23 protein-coding genes are annotated in these 20,967 nt (G+C 63.0%); 21 read left to right on the top strand and 2 right to left on the bottom strand.

The window, feature by feature from the left end; translation table 11 throughout:
* Window positions 1-121: 121 nt before the first annotated feature.
* From atpB to LQZ85_RS04820, 13 genes are all read left to right on the top strand, one after another.
* Entirely contained in the window at window positions 122-904 is a 783-nt protein-coding gene (gene atpB, locus LQZ85_RS04880; protein ID WP_053095758.1) for a F0F1 ATP synthase subunit A, read from the top strand.
* Window positions 905-947: 43 nt separating this feature from the next.
* Complete coding sequence (atpE, locus tag LQZ85_RS04875; RefSeq protein WP_042541851.1) at window positions 948-1,184, top strand: ATP synthase F0 subunit C; 237 nt, start codon at window positions 948-950, stop codon at window positions 1,182-1,184.
* A 27-nt stretch (window positions 1,185-1,211) separates the two neighbouring features.
* Window positions 1,212-1,766, top strand: coding sequence for a F0F1 ATP synthase subunit B (locus tag LQZ85_RS04870; protein WP_053095759.1), 555 nt, complete (start codon window positions 1,212-1,214; stop codon window positions 1,764-1,766).
* On the top strand, window positions 1,766-2,554 hold the full coding sequence (locus tag LQZ85_RS04865) for a F0F1 ATP synthase subunit delta (RefSeq protein ID WP_053095760.1): 789 nt from the start codon (window positions 1,766-1,768) through the stop codon (window positions 2,552-2,554). The genes LQZ85_RS04870 and LQZ85_RS04865 overlap by 1 nt, the downstream gene beginning before the upstream one ends.
* A 47-nt stretch (window positions 2,555-2,601) precedes the next feature.
* Window positions 2,602-4,242 (top strand): F0F1 ATP synthase subunit alpha, encoded by a 1,641-nt coding sequence (atpA, locus tag LQZ85_RS04860; protein ID WP_053095761.1) that lies wholly within the window; start codon window positions 2,602-2,604, stop codon window positions 4,240-4,242.
* A 20-nt stretch (window positions 4,243-4,262) separates the two neighbouring features.
* Entirely contained in the window at window positions 4,263-5,162 is a 900-nt protein-coding gene (locus tag LQZ85_RS04855; RefSeq protein WP_053095762.1) for a F0F1 ATP synthase subunit gamma, read from the top strand.
* A 23-nt stretch (window positions 5,163-5,185) separates the two neighbouring features.
* Window positions 5,186-6,640 carry a F0F1 ATP synthase subunit beta gene (atpD, locus tag LQZ85_RS04850; RefSeq protein ID WP_053095763.1) on the top strand — a complete coding sequence of 485 codons (1,455 nt, stop codon included), beginning with the start codon at window positions 5,186-5,188 and terminating at the stop codon, window positions 6,638-6,640.
* 2 nt (window positions 6,641-6,642) lie between these two features.
* Window positions 6,643-6,903, top strand: a complete 261-nt coding sequence (locus LQZ85_RS04845) for a F0F1 ATP synthase subunit epsilon (protein ID WP_053095764.1) — start codon at window positions 6,643-6,645, stop codon at window positions 6,901-6,903.
* Window positions 6,904-6,975: 72 nt separating this feature from the next.
* The gene (locus LQZ85_RS04840) at window positions 6,976-7,722 is read left to right on the top strand and encodes a peroxide stress protein YaaA (RefSeq protein ID WP_056278399.1); all 747 of its coding nucleotides are present in this window, start codon (window positions 6,976-6,978) and stop codon (window positions 7,720-7,722) included.
* A 118-nt stretch (window positions 7,723-7,840) separates the two neighbouring features.
* Window positions 7,841-8,620, top strand: a complete 780-nt coding sequence (locus LQZ85_RS04835) for a DUF5684 domain-containing protein (RefSeq protein WP_157538147.1) — start codon at window positions 7,841-7,843, stop codon at window positions 8,618-8,620.
* Between the two features lie 242 nt (window positions 8,621-8,862).
* The gene (locus LQZ85_RS04830; RefSeq protein WP_230100611.1) at window positions 8,863-9,681 is read left to right on the top strand and encodes a protein phosphatase 2C domain-containing protein; all 819 of its coding nucleotides are present in this window, start codon (window positions 8,863-8,865) and stop codon (window positions 9,679-9,681) included.
* A gap of 57 nt (window positions 9,682-9,738) precedes the next feature.
* Complete coding sequence (locus LQZ85_RS04825; protein WP_230100610.1) at window positions 9,739-11,130, top strand: FtsK/SpoIIIE domain-containing protein; 1,392 nt, start codon at window positions 9,739-9,741, stop codon at window positions 11,128-11,130.
* Between the two features lie 168 nt (window positions 11,131-11,298).
* Window positions 11,299-11,523 carry a hypothetical protein gene (locus LQZ85_RS04820; protein WP_230100609.1) on the top strand — a complete coding sequence of 75 codons (225 nt, stop codon included), beginning with the start codon at window positions 11,299-11,301 and terminating at the stop codon, window positions 11,521-11,523.
* Window positions 11,524-12,107: 584 nt separating this feature from the next.
* Here LQZ85_RS04820 and LQZ85_RS04815 read toward each other — a convergent pair.
* Window positions 12,108-12,677, bottom strand: coding sequence for a hypothetical protein (locus LQZ85_RS04815; protein ID WP_230100608.1), 570 nt, complete (start codon window positions 12,675-12,677; stop codon window positions 12,108-12,110).
* A 1,012-nt stretch (window positions 12,678-13,689) separates the two neighbouring features.
* Between LQZ85_RS04815 and LQZ85_RS04810 the strand changes: the two genes are divergently transcribed.
* From LQZ85_RS04810 to LQZ85_RS04785, 6 genes are all read left to right on the top strand, one after another.
* Window positions 13,690-14,262 (top strand): hypothetical protein, encoded by a 573-nt coding sequence (locus LQZ85_RS04810; protein ID WP_230100607.1) that lies wholly within the window; start codon window positions 13,690-13,692, stop codon window positions 14,260-14,262.
* Between the two features lie 338 nt (window positions 14,263-14,600).
* Window positions 14,601-15,059 (top strand): hypothetical protein, encoded by a 459-nt coding sequence (locus tag LQZ85_RS04805; RefSeq protein ID WP_230100606.1) that lies wholly within the window; start codon window positions 14,601-14,603, stop codon window positions 15,057-15,059.
* On the top strand, window positions 15,056-15,460 hold the full coding sequence (locus tag LQZ85_RS04800; RefSeq protein ID WP_230100605.1) for a hypothetical protein: 405 nt from the start codon (window positions 15,056-15,058) through the stop codon (window positions 15,458-15,460). The genes LQZ85_RS04805 and LQZ85_RS04800 overlap by 4 nt, the downstream gene beginning before the upstream one ends.
* Window positions 15,457-15,603 carry a hypothetical protein gene (locus tag LQZ85_RS04795; protein WP_230100604.1) on the top strand — a complete coding sequence of 49 codons (147 nt, stop codon included), beginning with the start codon at window positions 15,457-15,459 and terminating at the stop codon, window positions 15,601-15,603. The genes LQZ85_RS04800 and LQZ85_RS04795 overlap by 4 nt, the downstream gene beginning before the upstream one ends.
* Complete coding sequence (locus LQZ85_RS04790) at window positions 15,600-15,818, top strand: hypothetical protein (protein WP_230100603.1); 219 nt, start codon at window positions 15,600-15,602, stop codon at window positions 15,816-15,818. The genes LQZ85_RS04795 and LQZ85_RS04790 overlap by 4 nt, the downstream gene beginning before the upstream one ends.
* A gap of 266 nt (window positions 15,819-16,084) precedes the next feature.
* Window positions 16,085-16,660, top strand: a complete 576-nt coding sequence (locus LQZ85_RS04785; RefSeq protein WP_230100602.1) for a recombinase family protein — start codon at window positions 16,085-16,087, stop codon at window positions 16,658-16,660.
* A 1,249-nt stretch (window positions 16,661-17,909) separates the two neighbouring features.
* Here LQZ85_RS04785 and LQZ85_RS04780 read toward each other — a convergent pair.
* Window positions 17,910-18,584, bottom strand: coding sequence for a hypothetical protein (locus LQZ85_RS04780; RefSeq protein ID WP_230100601.1), 675 nt, complete (start codon window positions 18,582-18,584; stop codon window positions 17,910-17,912).
* A 105-nt stretch (window positions 18,585-18,689) separates the two neighbouring features.
* Between LQZ85_RS04780 and LQZ85_RS04775 the strand changes: the two genes are divergently transcribed.
* Window positions 18,690-20,138, top strand: a complete 1,449-nt coding sequence (locus LQZ85_RS04775) for a hypothetical protein (protein WP_230100600.1) — start codon at window positions 18,690-18,692, stop codon at window positions 20,136-20,138.
* A complete protein-coding gene (locus LQZ85_RS04770) occupies window positions 20,135-20,965 on the top strand; it encodes a hypothetical protein (protein WP_230100599.1) in 831 nt (276 codons plus the stop codon). Before LQZ85_RS04775 ends, LQZ85_RS04770 begins: the two co-directional genes overlap by 4 nt.
* Window positions 20,966-20,967: the final 2 nt, after the last annotated feature.

Genomic DNA, 20,967 nt, shown 5'->3' with positions numbered 1-20,967 from the left:
GAGACGTGCCCGCCGCTCGCCCGCGAGCGCTTGCGCTTGAAGCACACCGACCATCGTCGCCCCGGTTCTGACCGGTGCCCCGAAGCTGGAGCCCGCGCTGTTCAATCTTGCTGCGACCCTGATGCCCAAACTCGCCTCTGACGGCGAGTTCCACGGACCTTCGATCGACGAGTTCTTCCCGGAGATCCTCTTCGAAGTCGCGGGTATCCCCGTGCACCGAATCCACCTCGTGCAGTTCCTCGCCGTGGTCGCCGTCGTGCTGATCCTCGTCCTCGGAACCCGCCGTATGAAGATCGTCCCCGGACGCTTCCAGAGCGTCGTCGAGATGGGGCTGGACTTCGTCCGCACCAATATCGCGCACGATCTGCTCGGACGCAAGGACGGCAACCGATTCCTGCCGATCCTCACCACCATCTTCTTCATGGTGCTGTTCATGAACATCACGGGAATCATCCCGTTCCTGAACATCGCAGGCACGAGCATCGCGGCCGTGCCGCTGACGCTCGCGCTGGTGAGCTACATCACCTTCATCTACGCGGGTATCAAGAAGAGCCCGCTGGGCTTCTTCAAGAACGCGCTGTTCCCGGCCGGCGTTCCGTGGCCGGTCTACATCATCGTGACGCCGATCGAGTTCCTCTCGACGTTCATCATCCGGCCCGTCACGCTGATGCTCCGACTCCTGATGAACATGGTGGTCGGCCACATGCTCCTGGTGCTGTGCTTCGCAGCCACCCAGTTCTTCTTCTTCACCGCAGGTGGCGGCTGGGCCGCTCTCGGTGTCGGAACCCTCGCCTTCGGCGGCGCCTTCACTCTCTTCGAGATCCTGGTCGCCGTTCTCCAGGCATACGTCTTCACCGTCCTCACCGCGGTCTACATCCAGCTCGCGGTCGCAGAAGAGCACTGAGCGGGTCGGCAACTGCCGTCCCACCCAACGAAAGGAAAAACCCGTGGACGCTACTACGGTTCTCGCAGACATCAACGGTCACCTCGCATCGGTCGGCTACGGCCTCGCAGCGATCGGTCCGGCCATCGGCGTGGGTATCGTCGTCGGCAAGACCATCGAGGGTGTCGCTCGTCAGCCCGAGCTGGCCGGCCGCCTGCAGGTCCTCATGTGGATCGGTATCGCCTTCACCGAGGCGCTTGCATTCGTCGGCATCGCCGTCGGATTCATCCCCTTCCCGTAATCCGAACCGACTTCTGAAGGAGACAGGATGCTGAACGCTCTTGTCACGAACCTCGCAGCAGAGGGTGAAACACCCAACCCTCTGATCCCTGCGTGGTACGACATCATCTGGTCGGGTCTGTGGTTCCTCGTCATCCTCATCGTCGTGTGGAAGGTCGCCCTTCCGAAGTTCACGGCAATGCTCGACAAGCGGTCCGCCGCCATCGAGGGCAACATCGCCAAGGCGGACGAAGCACAGAAGCAGGCTGAGGCCGCGCTCGAGGAGTACACCCGTCAGCTCGCCGAGGCACGCACCGAGGCCGGTGAGATCCGCGAAGCCGCCCGTGAGGACGGCAAGAAGATCGTCGCCGAGGCCAAGGAGGCCGCGTCGAGCGAAGCAGCTCGCATCACCGCGACCGCGCACACGCAGATCGAGGCCGAGCGGCAGACCGCTCTCGTCTCGCTGCGCAGCGAGGTCGGCTCGCTCGCGATCGACCTCGCCGGTGGCGTGGTCGGCGAGACGCTCTCCGACGATGCACGTGCGACCGCGGTCGTCGACCGCTTCCTCGCCGACCTCGAAGCATCCGAGAAGGCGGCTCAGTAATGGGCAGCGCGACCACTCAGGCACTCGCGGCATCCACTCAGACGCTTGCCGCAGCGACGGACGTCACTCTCGACACGGCGCGGGAGCTGTTCGCAGCCGCACGCGCCGTGGCGGAGTCGTCTCATTTGAGCGGCGCGCTCGCTGACCCGTCGGCTCCGGTCGTGGCGCGACAGAACGTCGTCGCCGCGGTGTTCGGCGGGTTCTCGCAGAACGCGCAGACCGTCCTGAAGACGGTCGTCGCCGAGCGCTGGTCATCGGCTTCCCAGCTCGTGGACGGCGTCGAGGAACTCGCGATCAGGGCTGCCGCGATCGCCGAACCGCAGGCTGACATCGGGGGAGAGCTCTTCGGCTTCACCCGGGTGATCGCCGCGAACGCGGAGCTCGAGCTCGCGCTCGGAAGCCGCCTCGGGGGCGAGGACGCCAAGGGCGCGCTCGTCGACAGGCTTCTCGCCGGGGGCGTCAGCGACGCGACCGCCGTGATCGTCTCGTCGCTGGTGCGCCAGCCTCGTGACCGTCGCGTTCGGCAGATGCTCACCCGTGCGACGCGGGTCGTCGCCGACCAGGGCGACCGTGTGGTCGCGACGGTGCACAGCGCCACACCGCTCACCGACGCACAGCGCACCCGTCTCAGCGACGCTCTCTCGCGTCGTTACGACGGCAAGATCTCGCTCAACGAGGTCAACGACCCCTCTGTCGTCGGAGGCCTGCGCGTGCAGATCGCCGATGACGTCATCGACGGCAGTATCTCCGCCCGTCTCGCCGATCTTCGCCAGAAGCTCGCCGGCTAACACGACTTCGCGCGGGGAACCGCGCACCCAGATACAAAGGGAAGACAATGGCAGAACTATCGATCAGCCCCGACGTCATCCGTGACGCGCTGAAGGACTTCGCCGCAGCATACGAGCCCACTGGGGCCGCGGCGACCGAGGTCGGCACCGTCATCGACGCAGCCGACGGCATCGCGCATGTCGAGGGACTGCCCGGGGTGATGGCGAACGAACTCGTCACCTTCGCGGACGGCACCAAGGGTCTCGCGCTCAACCTCGACGAGCACCAGATCGGTGTCGTCGTGCTCGGCGACTTCACCGGCGTCGAGGCCGGCCAGGAAGTCACCCGCACGGGTGAGGTCCTCTCGGTTCCCGTCGGCGACGGCTACCTCGGTCGCGTCGTCGACCCGCTGGGTAACCCGATCGACGGCCTCGGCTCCATCGCCACCGAAGGCGTTCGCGAGCTCGAGCTGCAGGCACCGGGTGTCATGCAGCGCAAGTCGGTGCACGAGCCGATGCAGACCGGCATCAAGGCCATCGACGCCATGATCCCCGTCGGCCGCGGTCAGCGTCAGCTGATCATCGGTGACCGCCAGACCGGCAAGACGGCCATCGCGATCGACACGATCATCAACCAGAAGGCCAACTGGGAGTCGGGCGACGTCAACAAGCAGGTGCGCTGCATCTACGTCGCCATCGGTCAGAAGGGCTCGACCATCGCTTCGGTGAAGGGAGCGCTCGAAGAGGCCGGCGCTCTGGAGTACACCACCATCGTGGCGGCTCCGGCATCCGACCCCGCCGGTTTCAAGTACCTCGCTCCCTACACCGGTTCGGCCATCGGCCAGCACTGGATGTACGGCGGCAAGCACGTCCTCATCATCTTCGACGACCTGTCGAAGCAGGCTGAGGCCTACCGTGCGGTGTCGCTTCTCCTCCGTCGTCCGCCGGGCCGCGAGGCTTACCCGGGTGACGTCTTCTACCTGCACTCGCGTCTGCTCGAGCGTTGCGCGAAGCTGTCAGACGAGCTCGGCGCAGGTTCGATGACCGGTCTCCCGATCATCGAGACCAAGGCGAACGACGTCTCGGCATACATTCCGACCAACGTGATCTCGATCACCGACGGCCAGATCTTCCTCCAGTCCGACCTCTTCAACGCCAACCAGCGTCCGGCGGTCGACGTGGGTATCTCGGTGTCGCGAGTCGGTGGTGACGCTCAGGTCAAGTCGATCAAGAAGGTCTCCGGAACGTTGAAGCTGGAGCTCGCGCAGTACCGCTCCCTCGAGGCGTTCGCGATGTTCGCATCCGACCTCGACGCGGCTTCGCGTCGTCAGCTCTCCCGTGGAGCGCGCCTGACGGAGCTGCTCAAGCAGCCTCAGTACTCGCCGTACCCCGTCGAGGAGCAGGTCGTCTCGATCTGGGCCGGAACGAAGGGCAAGCTCGACACCCTCGAGGTCTCGGACGTGCTTCGCTTCGAGCGCGAACTGCTCGACTACCTGCGTCGCAACACGAAGGTGCTCGAGACCCTGCGCGAGACCAACGTCCTCGATGACGACACCGTCGCCGAGCTCGACAAGCACACCGACGCTTTCCTTCTGGAGTTCCAGGGTGGTAAGGGGCAGGCCATCGGCGCCCCGGGTCACGAGGAGCACGCTGCAGCCGAGGCTGAGGACGTCAACCAGGAGAAGATCGTCAAGGGTCGTCGCGCGTAATCGCGTGAGGAACTGATTTCATGGGCGCTCAACTCAGGGTCTACAAGCAGAAGATCTCTTCTGCTCAGACGACCAAGAAGATCACGAAGGCGATGGAACTCATCGCGGCTTCGCGCATCCAGAAGGCGATGGCACGCGTCAAAGCGTCCAGCCCCTTCGCGCGGGCCGTGACGAGGGCCGTGTCCGCCGTCGCGACGCACTCGAACGTCGACCACCCGCTCACCCGCGAGCCCGAGACGATCCGCCGTTCTGCGGTCGTGATCTTCTCGTCGGACCGCGGTCTCGCCGGAGCCTTCAACTCGCAGATCCTCCGTGAGGGTCTCGAGGTGGCGGAGCTCCTGCGGGGGCAGGGCAAGGAGCCGGTGTTCTACCTCGTCGGACGCAAGGCCGTCGGCTACTTCCAGTTCCGCCGCATCGCGGCTGCTGCGGAGTGGACGGGCGACACCGACACCCCGTCGTTCCACACGGCGGAGGAGATCTCGGCCACGCTGCTCGAGGACTTCTCGCGCGGTGCGGACGAGGGTGGCGTCGACGAGATCCACCTCGTGTACAACCGCTTCGTCAGCATGATGACGCAGTCGCCGGAATCCGTGCGACTGCTCCCGCTGGAGATCGCGGAAGCCGATGACTCGGAAGCGGGCAGCGCCGTCTACCCGCTGTACGAGTTCGAGCCGGATGCCGAGACAGTCCTCGACGCGATCCTGCCGGTGTACATCCAGAGCCGCGTCTTCAACGCTCTCCTGCAGTCGTCTGCCGCCAAGCAGGCCGCCACGCAGAAGGCGATGAAGTCGGCCAGCGACAACGCCGACAAGCTCATCACCGACTACACCCGTCTGCGCAACAACGCGCGTCAGGCGGAGATCACGCAGCAGATCGCGGAGATCGTCGGCGGCGCCGACGCCCTCTCGTCGAGCAAATAGACCATCAGGAAAGAGACGAAGAAATGACCCCCACCGCTACGGCTGACCAGCCGGCGACCGCGGTCGTCGGGCGCGTCGCGCGCGTCAACGGTCCGGTTGTCGACATCGAGTTCCCGCACGACTCGATCCCCGACATCTACAACGCTCTGAAGACCACCATCGTCATCGGCGAGGAGTCCACGGAGATCACCCTCGAGGTCGCTCAGCACCTCGGCGACGACCTCGTTCGCGCCATCGCGCTGAAGCCCACCGACGGCATCGTCCGCGGCCAGGAAGTCCGCGACACGGGCGAGGCCATCTCGGTCCCGGTCGGCGACGTCACCAAGGGCAAGGTCTTCAACGTGATCGGCGAGGTCCTGAACCTCGAGCCCGGCGAGACCATCGAGGTCACCGAGCGCTGGCCGATCCACCGCAAGGCTCCCAACTTCGACCAGCTCGAGTCGAAGACCACGATGTTCGAGACCGGCATCAAGTCGATCGACCTCCTCACGCCGTACGTGCTGGGTGGAAAGATCGGTCTGTTCGGTGGAGCCGGTGTCGGCAAGACCGTCCTCATCCAGGAGATGATCCAGCGCGTCGCGCAGGACCACGGTGGAGTCTCGGTGTTCGCCGGTGTCGGTGAGCGCACCCGTGAGGGCAACGACCTCATCCACGAGATGGAAGAGGCGGGTGTCTTCGACAAGACGGCCCTCGTCTTCGGCCAGATGGACGAGCCGCCGGGAACGCGTCTGCGCGTCGCCCTCTCGGCTCTGACGATGGCGGAGTACTTCCGTGACGTGCAGAAGCAGGACGTGCTGCTCTTCATCGACAACATCTTCCGCTTCACGCAGGCCGGTTCCGAGGTCTCCACGCTGCTGGGCCGCATGCCCTCCGCCGTGGGTTACCAGCCGAACCTCGCCGACGAGATGGGCCTCCTGCAGGAGCGCATCACGTCGACCCGTGGCCACTCGATCACCTCGCTGCAGGCGATCTACGTGCCCGCCGATGACTACACCGACCCGGCACCGGCGACCACGTTCGCCCACCTCGACGCCACCACGGAGCTCTCGCGTGAGATCGCGTCGAAGGGTCTGTACCCGGCCATCGACCCGCTGACCTCGACGTCGCGCATCATGGACCCCCGCTACTTGGGCGAGGACCACTACCGCGTCGCCACCACGGTCAAGCAGATCCTCCAGAAGAACAAGGAACTGCAGGAGATCATCGCCATCCTCGGTGTCGACGAGCTCTCCGAAGAGGACAAGATCGTCGTGTCTCGTGCACGTCGTATCCAGCAGTTCCTCTCGCAGAACACCTACATGGCCAAGAAGTTCACGGGTGTCGAGGGTTCGACCGTCCCGCTCAAGGAGACCATCGAGTCGTTCGATGCGATCGCCCGCGGTGACTTCGACCACGTCGCCGAGCAGGCCTTCTTCAACGTCGGTGGCATCTCCGATGTCGAAGAGCAGTGGGCGAAGATCCAGAAGGAGAACGGCTGATCATGGCATTGCATGTCAGCCTCGTCTCCGCGGATGCGGAGGTCTGGACGGGAGAGGCGAGCCTCGTGGTCGCCAAGACCGTCGAGGGTGAGATCGGATTCATGGCCGGCCACGAGCCGGTCCTGGCGATCCTCGCCCAGGGCGAGGTCCGGATCACGCAGACGGATGGCACCAAGGTGCTCGCCAACGCGCAGGACGGATTCCTCTCGATGGAGAGCGACGTCCTGACGATCGTGGCAGGCAACGCGGCTCTCATCGCCTGATCAGTCTCAGTTCCTCGCGTCCGCCTCGACCCTCAGTGGGTCGGGGCGGACGCGTCTGTATCCCGAGGTCTCATGAAGATTCTGCTGCCCCCGTCGGAGACCAAGCGACCCGGAGGACGCGATGCGCCTCTCGACGAGAGCTCGCTGGCGCTCCCCGGTCTGGTCGCTGAGCGCCGAGCGGTGATCGATGCGCTCATCGATCTGGCGCACGACGAGGAAGCAGCGCGCAGAGTGCTGAAGCTGAGCCCCAAGCAGGCAGGCGATGTCGAGCACAATCGGATGCTGCGCTCGGCCGCGACGATGCCGGCGGTCGACCGTTACACGGGCGTTCTGTACGACGCTCTCGACGCGGGCAGTCTCGACCCCACGTCTCGTCGCTGGCTCGGTTCGCACGTCTGGATCCACTCGGCGCCGCTGGGGCCGATCGGGGCGCTCGATCTCATTCCGCCGTATCGGCTCGCTGCCGGGACCTCAGTGCCGGGCCTGGCTGCGCTGCGCAGGCACTGGGCAGACGCGACCACGGCGGCCATAGTGGGGGAGGACCCCGACTTCATTCTCGATCTGCGCAGTGAGGCCTACGTCGCGCTCGGCCCCGTGCCGGACTCCGTGCCCTCCGCTTATGTGCGGGTCGTCACCGAGCACGGACGGGCTCTCAATCACTTCAACAAGAAGTCCAAGGGTCTTCTCGTGCGCGCCCTGGCGGAGGACCGCCCGAGAGTTCGGTCGCTTCGCACGCTTCGGACATGGGCGGCGAGCAGGGGTCTCGTCCTTCGACCGACCGACGACCGCGGTGTCGAGGAGCTCGTCGTCGCGGAATGACGGTGCATGACGGGCAGTGCGCTGTCTCCGCGTGTGTCGTTGCCCCGAATATCAGCACACCGATATGGTGGGTCTCGCGGCGCGCACAGCGTCCGCTCCATCGGATCCGGAGGGGATCATGTACAACGACTATTACGACAACGGGGCGGCTATCGCCGGTCTGTTCGTCGTCTTCTTGATCAGTCTGCTCTTCGCGCTGGCGTTCTATGTGATCTCGTCGATCTTCCTCATGAAGATCTTCGAAAAGGCTGGCGTCCAGGGCAAGTGGCGCGCGTGGGTGCCGGTGTACAACACGATGATCTTCGCGAAGCTGGGTGACATCTCGCCGTGGGTCGTCCTCATCGGCATCGGTCTCTCGTTCATTCCGTACCTCAACTTCCTGACCGGCATCGCTCTCGCTGTGGTGCTCGCTCTGGCCGCATGGCGGGTCGGACTGAAGCTGCAGAAGGATGCCGTCTGGGTGGTCCTGTTCGTTCTGCTCTCGATCGTCTGGTACGGCATCAACGCGTTCGACAAGTCGCGCTGGAACCCGAACATCGTTCCCGCACCGTGGGCAGGAAACAGCTTCCTCGCCGATTCCACCGTCTGGGATGGCGTTCCTGTGCAGCCGCGTCCGGCGGCCGGTCCCGGCTACGGCGCTCCGCAGGGCTACGGCGCTCCTCAGCAGGGCTATGCGCCGCCCGCGCCGCAGGGATACGCACCGCCCGCGCAGCCCGGCTACGCTCCGCCCGCCCAGCCCGGTTACGCTCCGCCCGCGGCCCCGTCGACCACCGGTGCTCCGCCGGCTGCTCCGTCGACGCCGCCCACGGCACCGCCCACGGCACCGCCGGCTCCGCCCGCAGCGCCTCCGGCCGCTCCGCAGGTTCCGCCCACGGATCCCACGCAGCCTCCGGCCTGATCGCGGACCGCACAGAGCCCTCGACTTCGGTCGGGGGCTCTGTGCTGTATGGGGCGCTCGCGGTGTGGTGAAGAGCAACGGTGGAAGACGATAACGTGGAGACATGCTCATGTCGCAGCCCAGAGTCGGCGCCGCAGGACTCCGCGTGATGGCCGGGGGTGCGCGTGCGGCCGTCGCGGCGTCCACTACGATATGTGAGTGTCCTGGGGTAGCCCGAACCGCAGGAAATCCGGAGGCGACGAGTGGCTGAGACGACGACGAAGACGCGCCGCGTCACGGTTGCGCAGCGTCAGCTGCTCCTTTCCTGGGCAGGCGTCACCGACGTGGGCCGGCGACGTGAGACGAACCAGGACGCGTTCTTCGCGGACTATCCGCTCTTCATCGTCGCGGATGGCATGGGTGGCCATGCGGGCGGTGAGATCGCGAGCCGCAGCACGGTGAAGCGGCTCGACGCCGTGGTCGCTGCCGGCGCGGTCGATCGCGGCGCCATCGAGGGTGCGTTGGAGATGGCGGTGGCTGACATCGCCGACCATCCGGAGACCACGGACGAGGGTACAGGGACGACGCTCACCGGAGTCTTCCTCGAGTTCGAGGGCGACGAGCCGCATTGGACGTCGCTCAACATCGGCGACTCGCGCGTGTACCTCCTCAGGGACGACCGCCTGGTGCAGATCACCACCGACCACTCGGTCGTGCAGGAGCTCATCGCGGCAGGCAAGATCAGCCCCGAAGAGGCCGAAGGTCATCCGTACAGCAACGTGATCACACGAGCGGTCGGGGCGAGCGAGCTCACCGCTCCCGACTACGTCACGCTCGATGTGCGCCCGGGAGATCGTTTCGTGATCTGCTCTGATGGACTCACGAAGGAGCTGACCGACTACGGCATCCAGCATTTCCTCCGCGAGAACGCCGATCCGGCTGCCGCCGTCGATGCGATGCTCGCTGCGGCACTCGAGAACGGCGGTCGCGACAACGTGACGCTCGTCATCGTGCAGATCGCGGACGAGTCGTCCTCGGCGCCGGACGAGTCCTCCTCCACAACGGACGAGTCCTCCGTCTGACGTCCTTTCACTGTGGAGGGCTGCTTCTGAGCCCCGCATGTGCGGTCCACTGGAGGCATGGACTCTCTGCCGATCGCGATCCCTGCCGCCCCCGCACCGGCTCGTAGGCCTCCGACACCGTTCGTCGCGGCACTCGTCCCCGTGGTCGCTGGAGTGGTGCTCTGGCTCGTCACCGGTTCGCTGTTCTCTCTGTGCTTCGCGGTTCTGGGTCCCCTGATGATCATCGCTTCGCTGATCGACGGGTCGCGATCCCGACGCAAGGCGTCGCGGGTGGCTGCGACCGACAGCGAGGCTGCGTGGTCGCTCGTCGAAGCACAGTTGACGCAGCTTCACGATGATGAGCGTCAGTTGCGGTGGCATCGATATCCCGACGCTGCGGCAGGCCTGGCGCAGCCGCCTCTGCGCGGCCTCGATCCACCCGACGCCGCCACTCAGGTCGTCGTCGGCAGCGGTACCGGCGACAGCGGCGTGCGCGCTTCGGGCGGGGATGGGGAGCGCGAACGGGACTTCCGGATGCGATGCGCGAGGGTCGAGCGGGTGCCGGTGACGGTGCCCCTCAGCGGTGGCATCGGACTGCGCGGCTCGTATCCTCTCGTCGCCGCCGCGACGCGGGCGCTCGCGGTGCAGCTGTGTCTCAGATTCGGCACCGCCCAGATGTCCATCGTCGGCTCCCGTCTTGAAGAGCTGGGGCTCGCGGGGTTCCCGCAGGCCCACGCCGCGCGGCGCGGCTCGTTCCGGGTGGCCGTGGTGCAGGGCGCTGATCCTCGGCCGACGGCCGACGCCGTGATCTGGCTGCTGGATCGGGATGACGATGTTCCGGAAGGGATCACGACCGTCATCGACATCACCGAGCCGCACCGGGCGCGCGTCCGCACGGCGCAGGGGATCGTCGAGGTCGACGCCGAGTGCATGTCCCGGGATCAGACGATCGCGATCGGGGTCAGTCGCACAGGAGAGGGAGAGGAACTCGATTCTGTCCCCGCGTCGGTGGCGCTCAGCGACCTGCTGCAGCCGGAATCGCTCGTCGGTCTCCCGGCCGCAGTCGGCCGTGGTGAGCGGGAGGACATACTCCTCGACATCGTCGATGACGGGCCGCATGCCATCGTGACCGGCACGACCGGAACGGGCAAGAGCGAGCTGCTGGTCTCGTGGGTGACGGCCATGGCGAGCCGCCATGGACCTGATCGAGTCACATTCGTCCTCGCCGATTTCAAGGGCGGCACAGCCTTCGAGCCGCTTCGGATGCTCCCGCAGGTGGCTGCAGTGATCACGGACCTCGATGAGGAGGGGGCGCGGAGGGGCGTCTCCAGCCTGACCGCCGAGCTGCGGCGCCGCGAGTCGGTCCTCGCCGAGGCCGGCGCACGAGACGTCCGTGAGGTCGGCATGGCGAGGCTGGTCATCGTGGTCGACGAGTTCGCCGCGCTGCTCCAGGATCACTCCTACCCCTGATAGGACACCCTAGCGCCGCGCCCAGAGAATCCCCTTGATCCCGCATCGCACGGTGCGGACTTCTCGACTCGGCAGAGGTTTTTCCACCGATCCTTTGATGATCGGCTGTCTCGTGCGTATCACTTAATAGGAGAGGCAAACGCCCACTCCGATAAGGAGAAGTAGAAGATGAACGAGATAGACCCAGCACCTGAGATCGACCGCCTGATGGAGAGCTTCGAGAAGCTGCGGACAGACCAGTTGGTGTCTGAAGCCCTGATGGCGTCATGGAAACTGAACGCGCTGCAACGCATTCTGCTGAAGCGCGGTCTGAGTGAGGACGCGCTTGAGGTGGTCGGTTACCACGCCGTTGCGAGCGCCCGCGCGCTGACCGCCTTGCGTCCGACGCTCTAGCGACATACAGAATGACCCACCTTCTGAGTCTGGATGGTGGGTCTTCTCTTGTCCGGGCTAGAACTCGTCGTCGTCTTCCCAGTCCGCTGGGTCTGTCGGGTTCTGGCCCTCGTCTAGGACCTGTCCCCACTGATCGTGGTTCTCACCGATCGTGCACCGGCAGTTCTCGAAGCCACCGTCAATACCGGTGAGCTTGTCATGTGCTACCCCGGTAGGCATCAGTCAGGCTTCTTTTCGTAGTCGAAGCCGTGGTCAGGACACTGAGGCGTAACGTTCGCTCCCTTGCCCTGAGCGTTGCCGCCTCCGTAGTTGACCTCGATCAACTTCTTGCCACACCAGCAAGTGCCCATCAGGCAGGGTTCCTTAGATCTGCTTTGCATCTCATGCGAGCAGCATACTAAGCCTCGAACGGCATACATAGCGCACGAGCGCGGGAACCTCGGGGCATGCATTGGTAGCGCAGAGCCGCCCATGTAGACATCCGCGAATCGAGTGACCTTAGAGGATGGAGCGCCTAGAAAACCGTCCCCGCGCTCGCGAGGATGAACGCCGTACTGGCTCAGCCGGGGGACGCCCGGGGGACTTCAGCGCGAGCCGGTGACGCTCCGAAGTTCGAACGGCGGCGTCCACTCTTGCTCACGGAACAACTGTTCGAGTGGGACCTTGAGAGCGCGCGTGAGTTCTTCAGAGATCCCATTGATACGCATGGCGATCATGTGCATACCGTCCAGCTTCGTGTCCGGCGAAGCGATGTCGCGGCGGATCTCCAACAAGAGGTCTGACATCAGTCGGATGGTCACCATCGGCGGAGGGTTTGCCGAGGAGCTGACACGGTAGCGATAGAACGCCTCAACAACGTCATCCGAACCCCACGCCGTCACCATGGTTTGAAAATCTGCCATCGCGGATTCGAGCTTAGGCTCGGCCTCAGCCTTGCGAGACGGCGTGAGCAAGTCGCCCAAGGTCTGGAGGAACGGCAGGTACAGATCGTACTTTTTCTGCGCAACACGATCCTCAAGTGCTCGCAGGCGCTGTGCTTCGTGCTCTGCCGTCTGCGCACGACGGGCCGATCTTGTCGCCCACACCGCCGAAATGACGCTCACAAGCGCCGGGATGCCTACAGCCAGGATCTGGCCCCATGGGATGTCGTCCATGTCTCATCTATACCGGCTGACTCCGTCATTCCCGTCTTGTGCGGGAAGAGACACGCCACGAGCGGCATACATAGCCCTACGTACGCGCAAAATCATGTTCCCGCTGGGGCATACCTCGATAGCGCAGAGTCAGCCCATTTAGCGACTTGCGAATCGCGCGACTGTAGAGAGTATGCACACACTCGACGCACTCTCCGCGATCCGTTCCCTCGACGCGCTCCCAGTTCCCCGCCGACGCCACTTGGCCGCGCTAGCCTTAGATGCTCCCACCGACCCCGACCGCGCTCGTATCGTGCGTCATGCCCGAGAAGAAGAACGCCGGGTGCGCGAGAACCTGGAGGCCGATCTTAAGGCCGATCATGCGGCACGGGCGGCATGGACCCAGCGCACGGCTGAAAGGCCCTCAGAGGCCCCTCAGCGCTCCTCTCAGCGCGTGGATCGCACCGAGAGCACCACACCCGCACATCGACCGGTAACGGTGACGTGGGGCGAGCCAACGCGCACCGCCACGGCCCAGCAGGTACGAGAGCGCAGGCCGCTGAATGGCCCCGTGCGTCATCACGGGTCCGAATCCTCTACACCGGCTAAGCCAAAGCCCGAGCCTAAGCCGAGAGCGCTACCCGATCACGGCACCCTTGGCCGCTATCAGAACCCCCACGCGTGCAGGTGCTCTCTATGCCGCGCCGCAAAATCTGCCGCGAATCGGCGCGAGAGGGAGAAGCGAGCGGCGAAACGTGCAAATGCACAATCGACTTATTAACGCGTATACATGAGAAGCGCCCCGAATCTTTGCGGGACTGGGGCGCTTCAGGAAGGTGCTACATTGACAATTGTATCAAAGCATGGTTCACCTGTGACCCCTAAGGGTGCTCAGATAACCTATAGAGAAGAAAATAAAACCCCTGGTCAGAATGCATTTGACCCTGCTCATATAAGCTCCCCTTTGGGGGAAGTAGAAGGGGGAGAGAGTAAGTATCGTAAGCCTAAGCACATCCCCGCCTCAAGGCGACTCGTGCTGGGTGATGATCGTAGATTCAAGAATTCCAAGAATAGGATTACGAATGCCGACAGGATCAATCGGTATGCGATCAAGAGCGCTCTCGACTACTTGAACCGTAGCTATCACTACGAAAACGAGAAAATGCCATCTGTGGATGATGTCACGTCTCACCTGTTCTCTCTCCTGTGCGACCGCCTCAAGCCGGTGAGCGACTACGAAGCCGCGACGAGCGGCGGCAAGGGGTACATGACCTACCCGATGGTGGAGCGCTACGCCGAGCGCGCCGCCGTGTTCGCAGTGGACACCTGGCAACCTGACTACTTCGAGATTCAAGCCCGCAAGGGTGCCAAGGGTGGCCGCAGAAGCAAGCGCACGCCTGAGTACACCTATCAAGACTTCCTCAGCGTGGATGGCCTCTCCCATGCCGAAGCCGCCGCCATGCTCAACCGCTCGGTGTCGAGTGTTCGGCGCATGAGAGACAAGTTCAAGAAACCCGAACCCGTGACCGGTGACTATCTGCCCGATATGCCAAAACGCATTATGGAGGATTACCCCAGCGTGGAAGAGCTTCTGAATTACCCCTGAGAAGCCGCAGGCGGCGATCTGAGCGCCTTTCGCACCTTCCCTGGTATCTGTAGGCGTTGAAGTAATCCTAGGCCCGCAAATGGCCCTAGAAAGAAATTCTCGAATTCCTTGAGAAATATTCCACTTAATGGGAAATTTCGTAACACTTTGCTACTCAGCGCGCGATAGTAGTACATAGAAGAAGTACAGGGCGGTGATCGCATCCTCCTTCAATCTCATCAAGGGATGCGCTGTACGAAAAACGTTAGTTCCCCGTACTTCTTCTCTAGATTTCAAGGATATTCATGGGACGAACTAATTCTGTAGCGACTCACCCGCAGGTCGCGCGCATTAACAGCATGCTCGACGATGGTGTCACCTATGCCGAAATCGCTCGCACGGTAGGTGGCACGAGCACGGCGTCGGTCGGGCGTTATGCAATTTCTCGAAAAGGGGAGCTAGCCAAGCTGATTGACGGGGAGCCGACCACAGCCAATGTGATTGCACGGCTCTTGGAAGCCGCCGACCACGCGCGGGATGCTCGCCGTCACGCCAAGCTCACGGGATCACCCGTGCATCAAGCAAGGATGATCAAATCCGAGTCTGACGTGCTGTCCAAGCTCATCGATGAGCTAGGCGTTACAGACATGTCGATCGCGGAGTACCTAGCCGACATCGAGATTTTCACTCAGGCCGTGCACGTCATGATTCGAGACGACGCTCACGCCGCCCGCGCCCTCCTCACTGCCGTAGAGCAGTTCCCAGAACTCGACCAGTTCGCACGCACGCTCGCCACACACCTAGAGGTACTCCGATGACCAACACACGCACTTTCCACGCCCGTGCGACCGGGCTGACCATCAGCAAGTTCTCCCCGACCGGGGATGCCCTGCCAGGCGTTGTCCTCTTTGCGGGGCAGACGTTCACCGTCACACCCGAGGAATATGAGCTCTCGAAGGATCGCACAGGCCATAGTTGGCTCGACCTTGACGCGCAAGCCCAAACGGCTCGATGGGGAATGGTCAAGTTCCAAGAGGGTCCAGCCCCCGACGGTATGGGCATCGGTGAGGATTCCGAGTTTGTGATGTTCGAACGCGGCATGCAGGCGTTGAAGTACGCGAGAGGTATCTCTGATCCACGAGAGCGCGCACTCGCGGTCAAGGCCGTCTGGGACGAGTACGGCACGTACATGCGCGACGTTGCGCCGGATCTCCGATGAGCATCACCGATGAAGCGCTCATGTCCCTTCTCGGGGTAGTTGGAGACATCCACGCGGGGCGCATCGCCGCCTCTGAGAACGATATTGAACTACTCGTGTGGACTCTCGAAGTCCTCGCCACCCTTGGAGATGAAAACAGATGACTGACGACCTCACGCCCCTTGTGCGTTCCATGAAGCCGGTAGCGCAAGCCGCCGCCGAAGAGCAAGCCGATTTCTACTCGTGGACGGAGAGCGCGGCTCGAAGGGCACTCGACCCCGATAACGCGGAGGTCACTAGACTGACCTCCGCTCCCGTGGCCGACCCCGAGATCGAACGTCTCTCGCGCATCGCCGCCGAAGAGGCACCCAAAACTTGATATAGCTTCTGCGCGGTTTAGTCGGGCGCGCAGATCCCGTCACCCTCCTCGCAGGGAGAGGGTGACACCCTCCACAGCCCGCCATCGTTTCGTCTAGGTCCCGGTGGCGGGCTGTTCTCTGCCCTCGCAAAAACGATGCTCACTTAAGAATCGTGACCGTCCGCCCCTGACCCGAAAATCCGGGCGATCAGGTTGTGCAGAAGTCACCTCAAAACTCATAGCGTTTTGCGTTGCATAAACGTACGGGTATCTGCGACACTGGGAGCATGGACACGACGACCGGCACCAAGCTTGGCTACCTCCGGGTTTCGACCGGCAAGCAGGATGAAACCCTTCAGCATGACGCGCTCGACAAGGCTGGAGTTCTGAAGAGGAACCGCTATGTCGATCACGGAGTCAGTGGATCGAAGGTGAAGCGTGAAGGCCTCGATGCTCTGCTCGCAGATGCACAGCCCGGAGACACAATCACGGTCTACAAGCTCGACAGGCTTGGACGTTCTACGGCCCATGTCGCCTCTCTCATTGCAGACCTCACCGAGAGGGGAATCTTCATCGAGTCCGTGAGCGATGGCCTGAACTCCAGCACCCCGACTGGACGGGCCATGCTGAACATGCTCGCGATCTTCGCGGAGATGGAACGTAGCTTCATCCAGGAGCGCACTGTCGCCGGTCTGCGAGCCGCAAAGGCTCAGGGGCGTACCGGCGGACGCCCGAGAAGCATGGACACCGTACAGGCCCGTCAGGCTCAGAAGCTCCGGGATGGTGGGGAGAGCGTGCCCGACATCGCCAAGGCTCTCGGCGTCAGCATCGCCACTGTGTACAGGATCACGAAAAGCAAATAGAACAAACTTTCGAACTTCGATGCCCTAGAGTCGTAGCTGTGGATTGGCTTACTGACTTCGTGTCGCAGTTCGATGGTCCCGCGATTGCGACCGCGTTCTTCTCTTTGTGCGCTTTGGTTGTGTCCATCTTCGCCATCATCCGGACGCGGACTCCAAGCCCGTCGTGGGAGTTCCTGCGCGTAAGCGAGAGTAAAGTCCCTGAGGACCGCCCGGCATACACCGATCAGTTCGGGGATGCGGTCTTCCATTATGTTGACGCATGGTCCGCCGACTTTCGACAGAACGGCCCCGGCGTTGCGGAGTCGGTGAGAAGCCGGGTACAGCTCCCCGACGGTAAGTGGACCTCCGAGGGGTCTGCGCCGATGTACGCGACAGAGCGTGGTGCGGAGATGGCCGTGCTCTTGTGCGCGGGGAAGAAGGTGCCCGGTAAGTATCGTGTACGTCTGAGTTACCGTCAGCTTCCGAACACCCGAAAGGTTCGTCACTGGGAAGCTATAGTCACCCTAGAGTGAATCTAGCCCAACCGGGCACCCCGCTGGCCTGGCGTGTGGCTCTGATCCGCGTTAAGGGCCGAAATCGGTAGTACGTACGCCGAATCTGACTTAGACTCGTGTATGTACACCTTCCGGGGTGTAAAGAGGCCGTCCGCAGTTGTTAGCTACGAACGGCCCCTGGCCCCGCCCCTTGAGGACGAAGGTCGCCAGTCACCGTAAAGGCGGTGACACCTTACTGACGAGAGACCCCCTGACCCTGCGAAGAGATGGGGGTTTCTCGCTGTAGAGCTATCGCCACACCTTCTTAGGTGGAGGCGATATCTCGTGGTCATGATTCTATCGCGGGGTGCCCTTATTTGGGTTTTAGCACTCCCTCCAAGCGGGGCGTTCAAGGCCCCTTTCGCCCATCCCCACGGATCAGTGATAGTCCCAGATGGGTCGGGATGGGTAGTAAGCCTGTCATTTTGTAAAGAATCAAGGGCACAACCGTTCCCAGGAAACTCCCAGTATTCGTTCTGTGGAAACCTGTGGAAAAGACCAAGACATGGCGGGGCGGCAAGTACCTTCGCGGACATGACCGCCGACAACCGTCTACCCGCCCCGCCCCCGATCTGTAAGCGATGCCTGACCCCGATGAGGGCGATCCCGACAGGACAGACGGGCAGGCCGGTATGGCAGTGCGAGGAGTGCGGTGCGCTCGTGTTGCCGTGGAGATCGTGAAGAGACGCAGTCAGCAGCGCACGCGCGCAGCGTGGCTAGATGGGCATCCCAGGGTATGCCTCTAGTCGGTAGTAGCACCGAGAAGCTGGATCGTAGGTGTAGCCGCATGCAGTCATCAGGCGCGTTGCGTCGGTGGGCGAAAGCGCGAACCTTCTATTCAAGTCTTCGACGCGCCAAGCATCTGACCGCGCAACCGCCTCCCGCAGCAAGCCCCAAACTTCCTCGCTGCCGGACCTCAGCCATGACTCTGCCTCACGACGTAATTCGCGGTTCTTCCGGGCTTCGATCGCGCGCCCGGTCACCTTGATGAACTCGACGGCCCCGTAGGCCTCCAGGATGGTGCTTCCGAATGGCAACAGGTCACTGAGCACCCAGTCGTACATCTCGGGAAGGCCCATGCCTCCCCACCCGCCGGTGCGCAGGAACACCGCGTCGTCGTCCGGGCCAATGAGGAACCGAAGGTCACGCGCTGTCTCGTGACCTTCGAGAAGTAGAAACTGCGAGTCCTGAATGCCTCTGTCGTGGTCGAATGCGTCCGACGGTGACAGTAGGAAGCCGGTCGTTCCATCTTCGCGTCGCCCCAACCTGGCGAAGGCAGCGGCGATGAGTGGGACCACTGGTTCGTCCGCATCACCCTCGAATCTCAGGCGAATACGCTCACCGGGGGGACCTGGCGGGTACGTGAGATCGAATGCAAAGCGTTGCTCCATGCTCGCGAATATATCGAAGATGTGTTCGCGGGCGTGGCGTCAGGCTGTTTCGGTGTCGTGCGCCATGATGTGAGCAGCGAGCCTGGCCCACCGGAGGGATAAGACGTGCGGGTTTCTGAGTACTACGACCTTGGCGTGACACAGCCGTCTCTAGAATTCGTGGATGTAGACATCGTGCGCGATGCTCAGGTCTTCGTCGACCCCCACGCTTTCAACGCGATCGCCAGCGACTGGGCGCGCGAGTGCGTGAGTTTGCTTCAGGACTTCTATGGGGAAGTCCTGGCAGCGGTGCGGGCAGGCGACCGTGCGCGGGGTATGTATCTCCTTGAGCGACTTGGTGAGTCAAACGAAGCCCACTTGGGCCTCTCAAGCGCTCAGTCTCGCGGCAGCGGTGTGGCCACGGGATTGGCCGCCGATATCTACGACGCGCTAGGAATGAGCACCGCCGTCGTGTCGGGGATCTTGAGTGAGGTCCATGAGACTGTTCTCTTCGTAGCTGGCGTCGGGCACGACCGAGTGTCAGACATGACAATAAATATCATTCGCCGGCAGCTCATCAAGTTCACTCAAGAGGTGTGCAGGCTATACGACATCGAAATGGTGCCGGGGCTGGACTCCGGATGGATGTGGGATCGACAGTCTCAGTCCTGGGTAGCGGACCGTGTGGAGCTTCCAATGCCGAATGGAAAGTTGCTCCTGGTGCCCATCGCCGTCGTACGGAAGTCGCCTACCTTCGATCCGGGGGACTACCTGTCGCACTACGTACTTCCGCACCTTCAGGAGGTTCACCTGAGCAGCGCTCACTCGCGCCTCGTTCGAACTCGAACTTCACGGAGGCTCCGCGGCGAGCGTTTCGTAACCAAGAAGTCGATCCTCGAAGATGACCCGAAGTCCCGGAAGGAATGGAACAACGAGGTCACTGATCAGAAGCCCGAACTGCTAGAGAGGTACCGCCAGGCCAAAGCTGGAGAGAGTGAACCGCCCGGTCATGACGAAGTCGCGACGAACATGGGAACTCCACCGCCTGACTGGGAAGCGCTCTTGGCCGCCGTCCTGGACGTGCCTTCGGGACGTGACCACGCTGATGACTACCACCGAGCAGTACAGCGATTGCTGAACGCTCTCTTCTACCCGTGGCTAGACATGCCGAAGCGCGAGTCTCAGATCCACGGAGGACGCAAGAGGATCGACATCGTTTACGTGAACTTGGCGCAACACGGCTTCTTCCAATGGTTGGGGGCTGCAGGCGGAGTGTCAGCGGGTCAAGTCGTCATCGAATGCAAGAACTACACCAACGCGCTCAAGAACGAGGAGTTCGACCAGCTGACTGGCCGGTTCTCTCCGTTCAGAGGGCAGTTCGGCTTCCTTTGTTACAGGGGAAGCGCAGATGACAAGAGCACTGTGATCCAGCGCTGCCGAGATGCCGCGCTGGATCAGAGAGGCTTCGTCATCGCCCTAGATGACGGGGACCTCGCGACGCTGGTAGCGGCCCGCAGGGAAGAAGGACCGCAGATCTTCGACTACCTTCTCGGAAGGTTCAGGGAACTTATATGAGCGATTCGACAGATTGGCAGAGGCTGTCAGTCAGGGACGGTCGCCGTCGTGCGCCGGTGCTGACGGAAGGATTTAGCCCTGCCGCCACGCATAGTCTGGTCTACTGGCTTGAGGGTGAGTTTGGCTATAGGACCGCTGGCGTCAACTACGATTTCGACGCCCTGATTATGTCCATCGCGCTTGCGTGTGACATCGAACTGAACCCAGGAAGAGTCTGGGACGAGAGTCTGATGCGCCAACTGCTGAACACCGCGAGCCGCGACGACGACTTGATGTTGGACGTACTCGACGCGACCTTGGCGCGTGGAGTAATGCGTGGGGCAAAGAATCTCAGGGCGCTACTTCGGGACGCGTCGTCGGTTTGGACGGTTCGCGAGGACGACCGCGGGCTGGTGCGCCGCGTCGACCCTACTGCGGAAGCTGCTTTCCGCGACGCGATGAGTGTAGAAGACCCGGCCAGCGCCGAGCTTCGAGAAGCCTGGCATGCGCTGTATGGAGTGAACGCGAACTATTCGGACGCCTGGGACCATGCGATTAAGGCTATGGAGACGGCACTCGTTCCGGTCGTAGCCCCCAACAACGCCCGTGCAACTCTTGGGACCGTCACGGCGGAACTTGAGAAGAGCGTGAGTTTCGTCGAGTTTGCTCTCGGGTCAGTCTCAACCCTTGGAGCCATGACACGCCTCGCTTGGCCAAACCCAGATCGCCACGGCGGTGGGCAGAGTCGTGCGCCGGAGGAAGGTGAGACTAGCGCCGTGGTGCATCTGGCGGTGACGGTCGTGCAATGGGTGCGCGCTGGAGTCATTGCGCGCGTGAACGCCTCTTGAGC

It is taken from the genome of Microbacterium sp. Bi98 (assembly GCF_918698045.1).
GTDB lineage: Bacteria > Actinomycetota > Actinomycetes > Actinomycetales > Microbacteriaceae > Microbacterium.
Note: the sequence above shows the minus strand (reverse complement) of the source record. Positions and strands in the feature narration are given on the sequence as shown.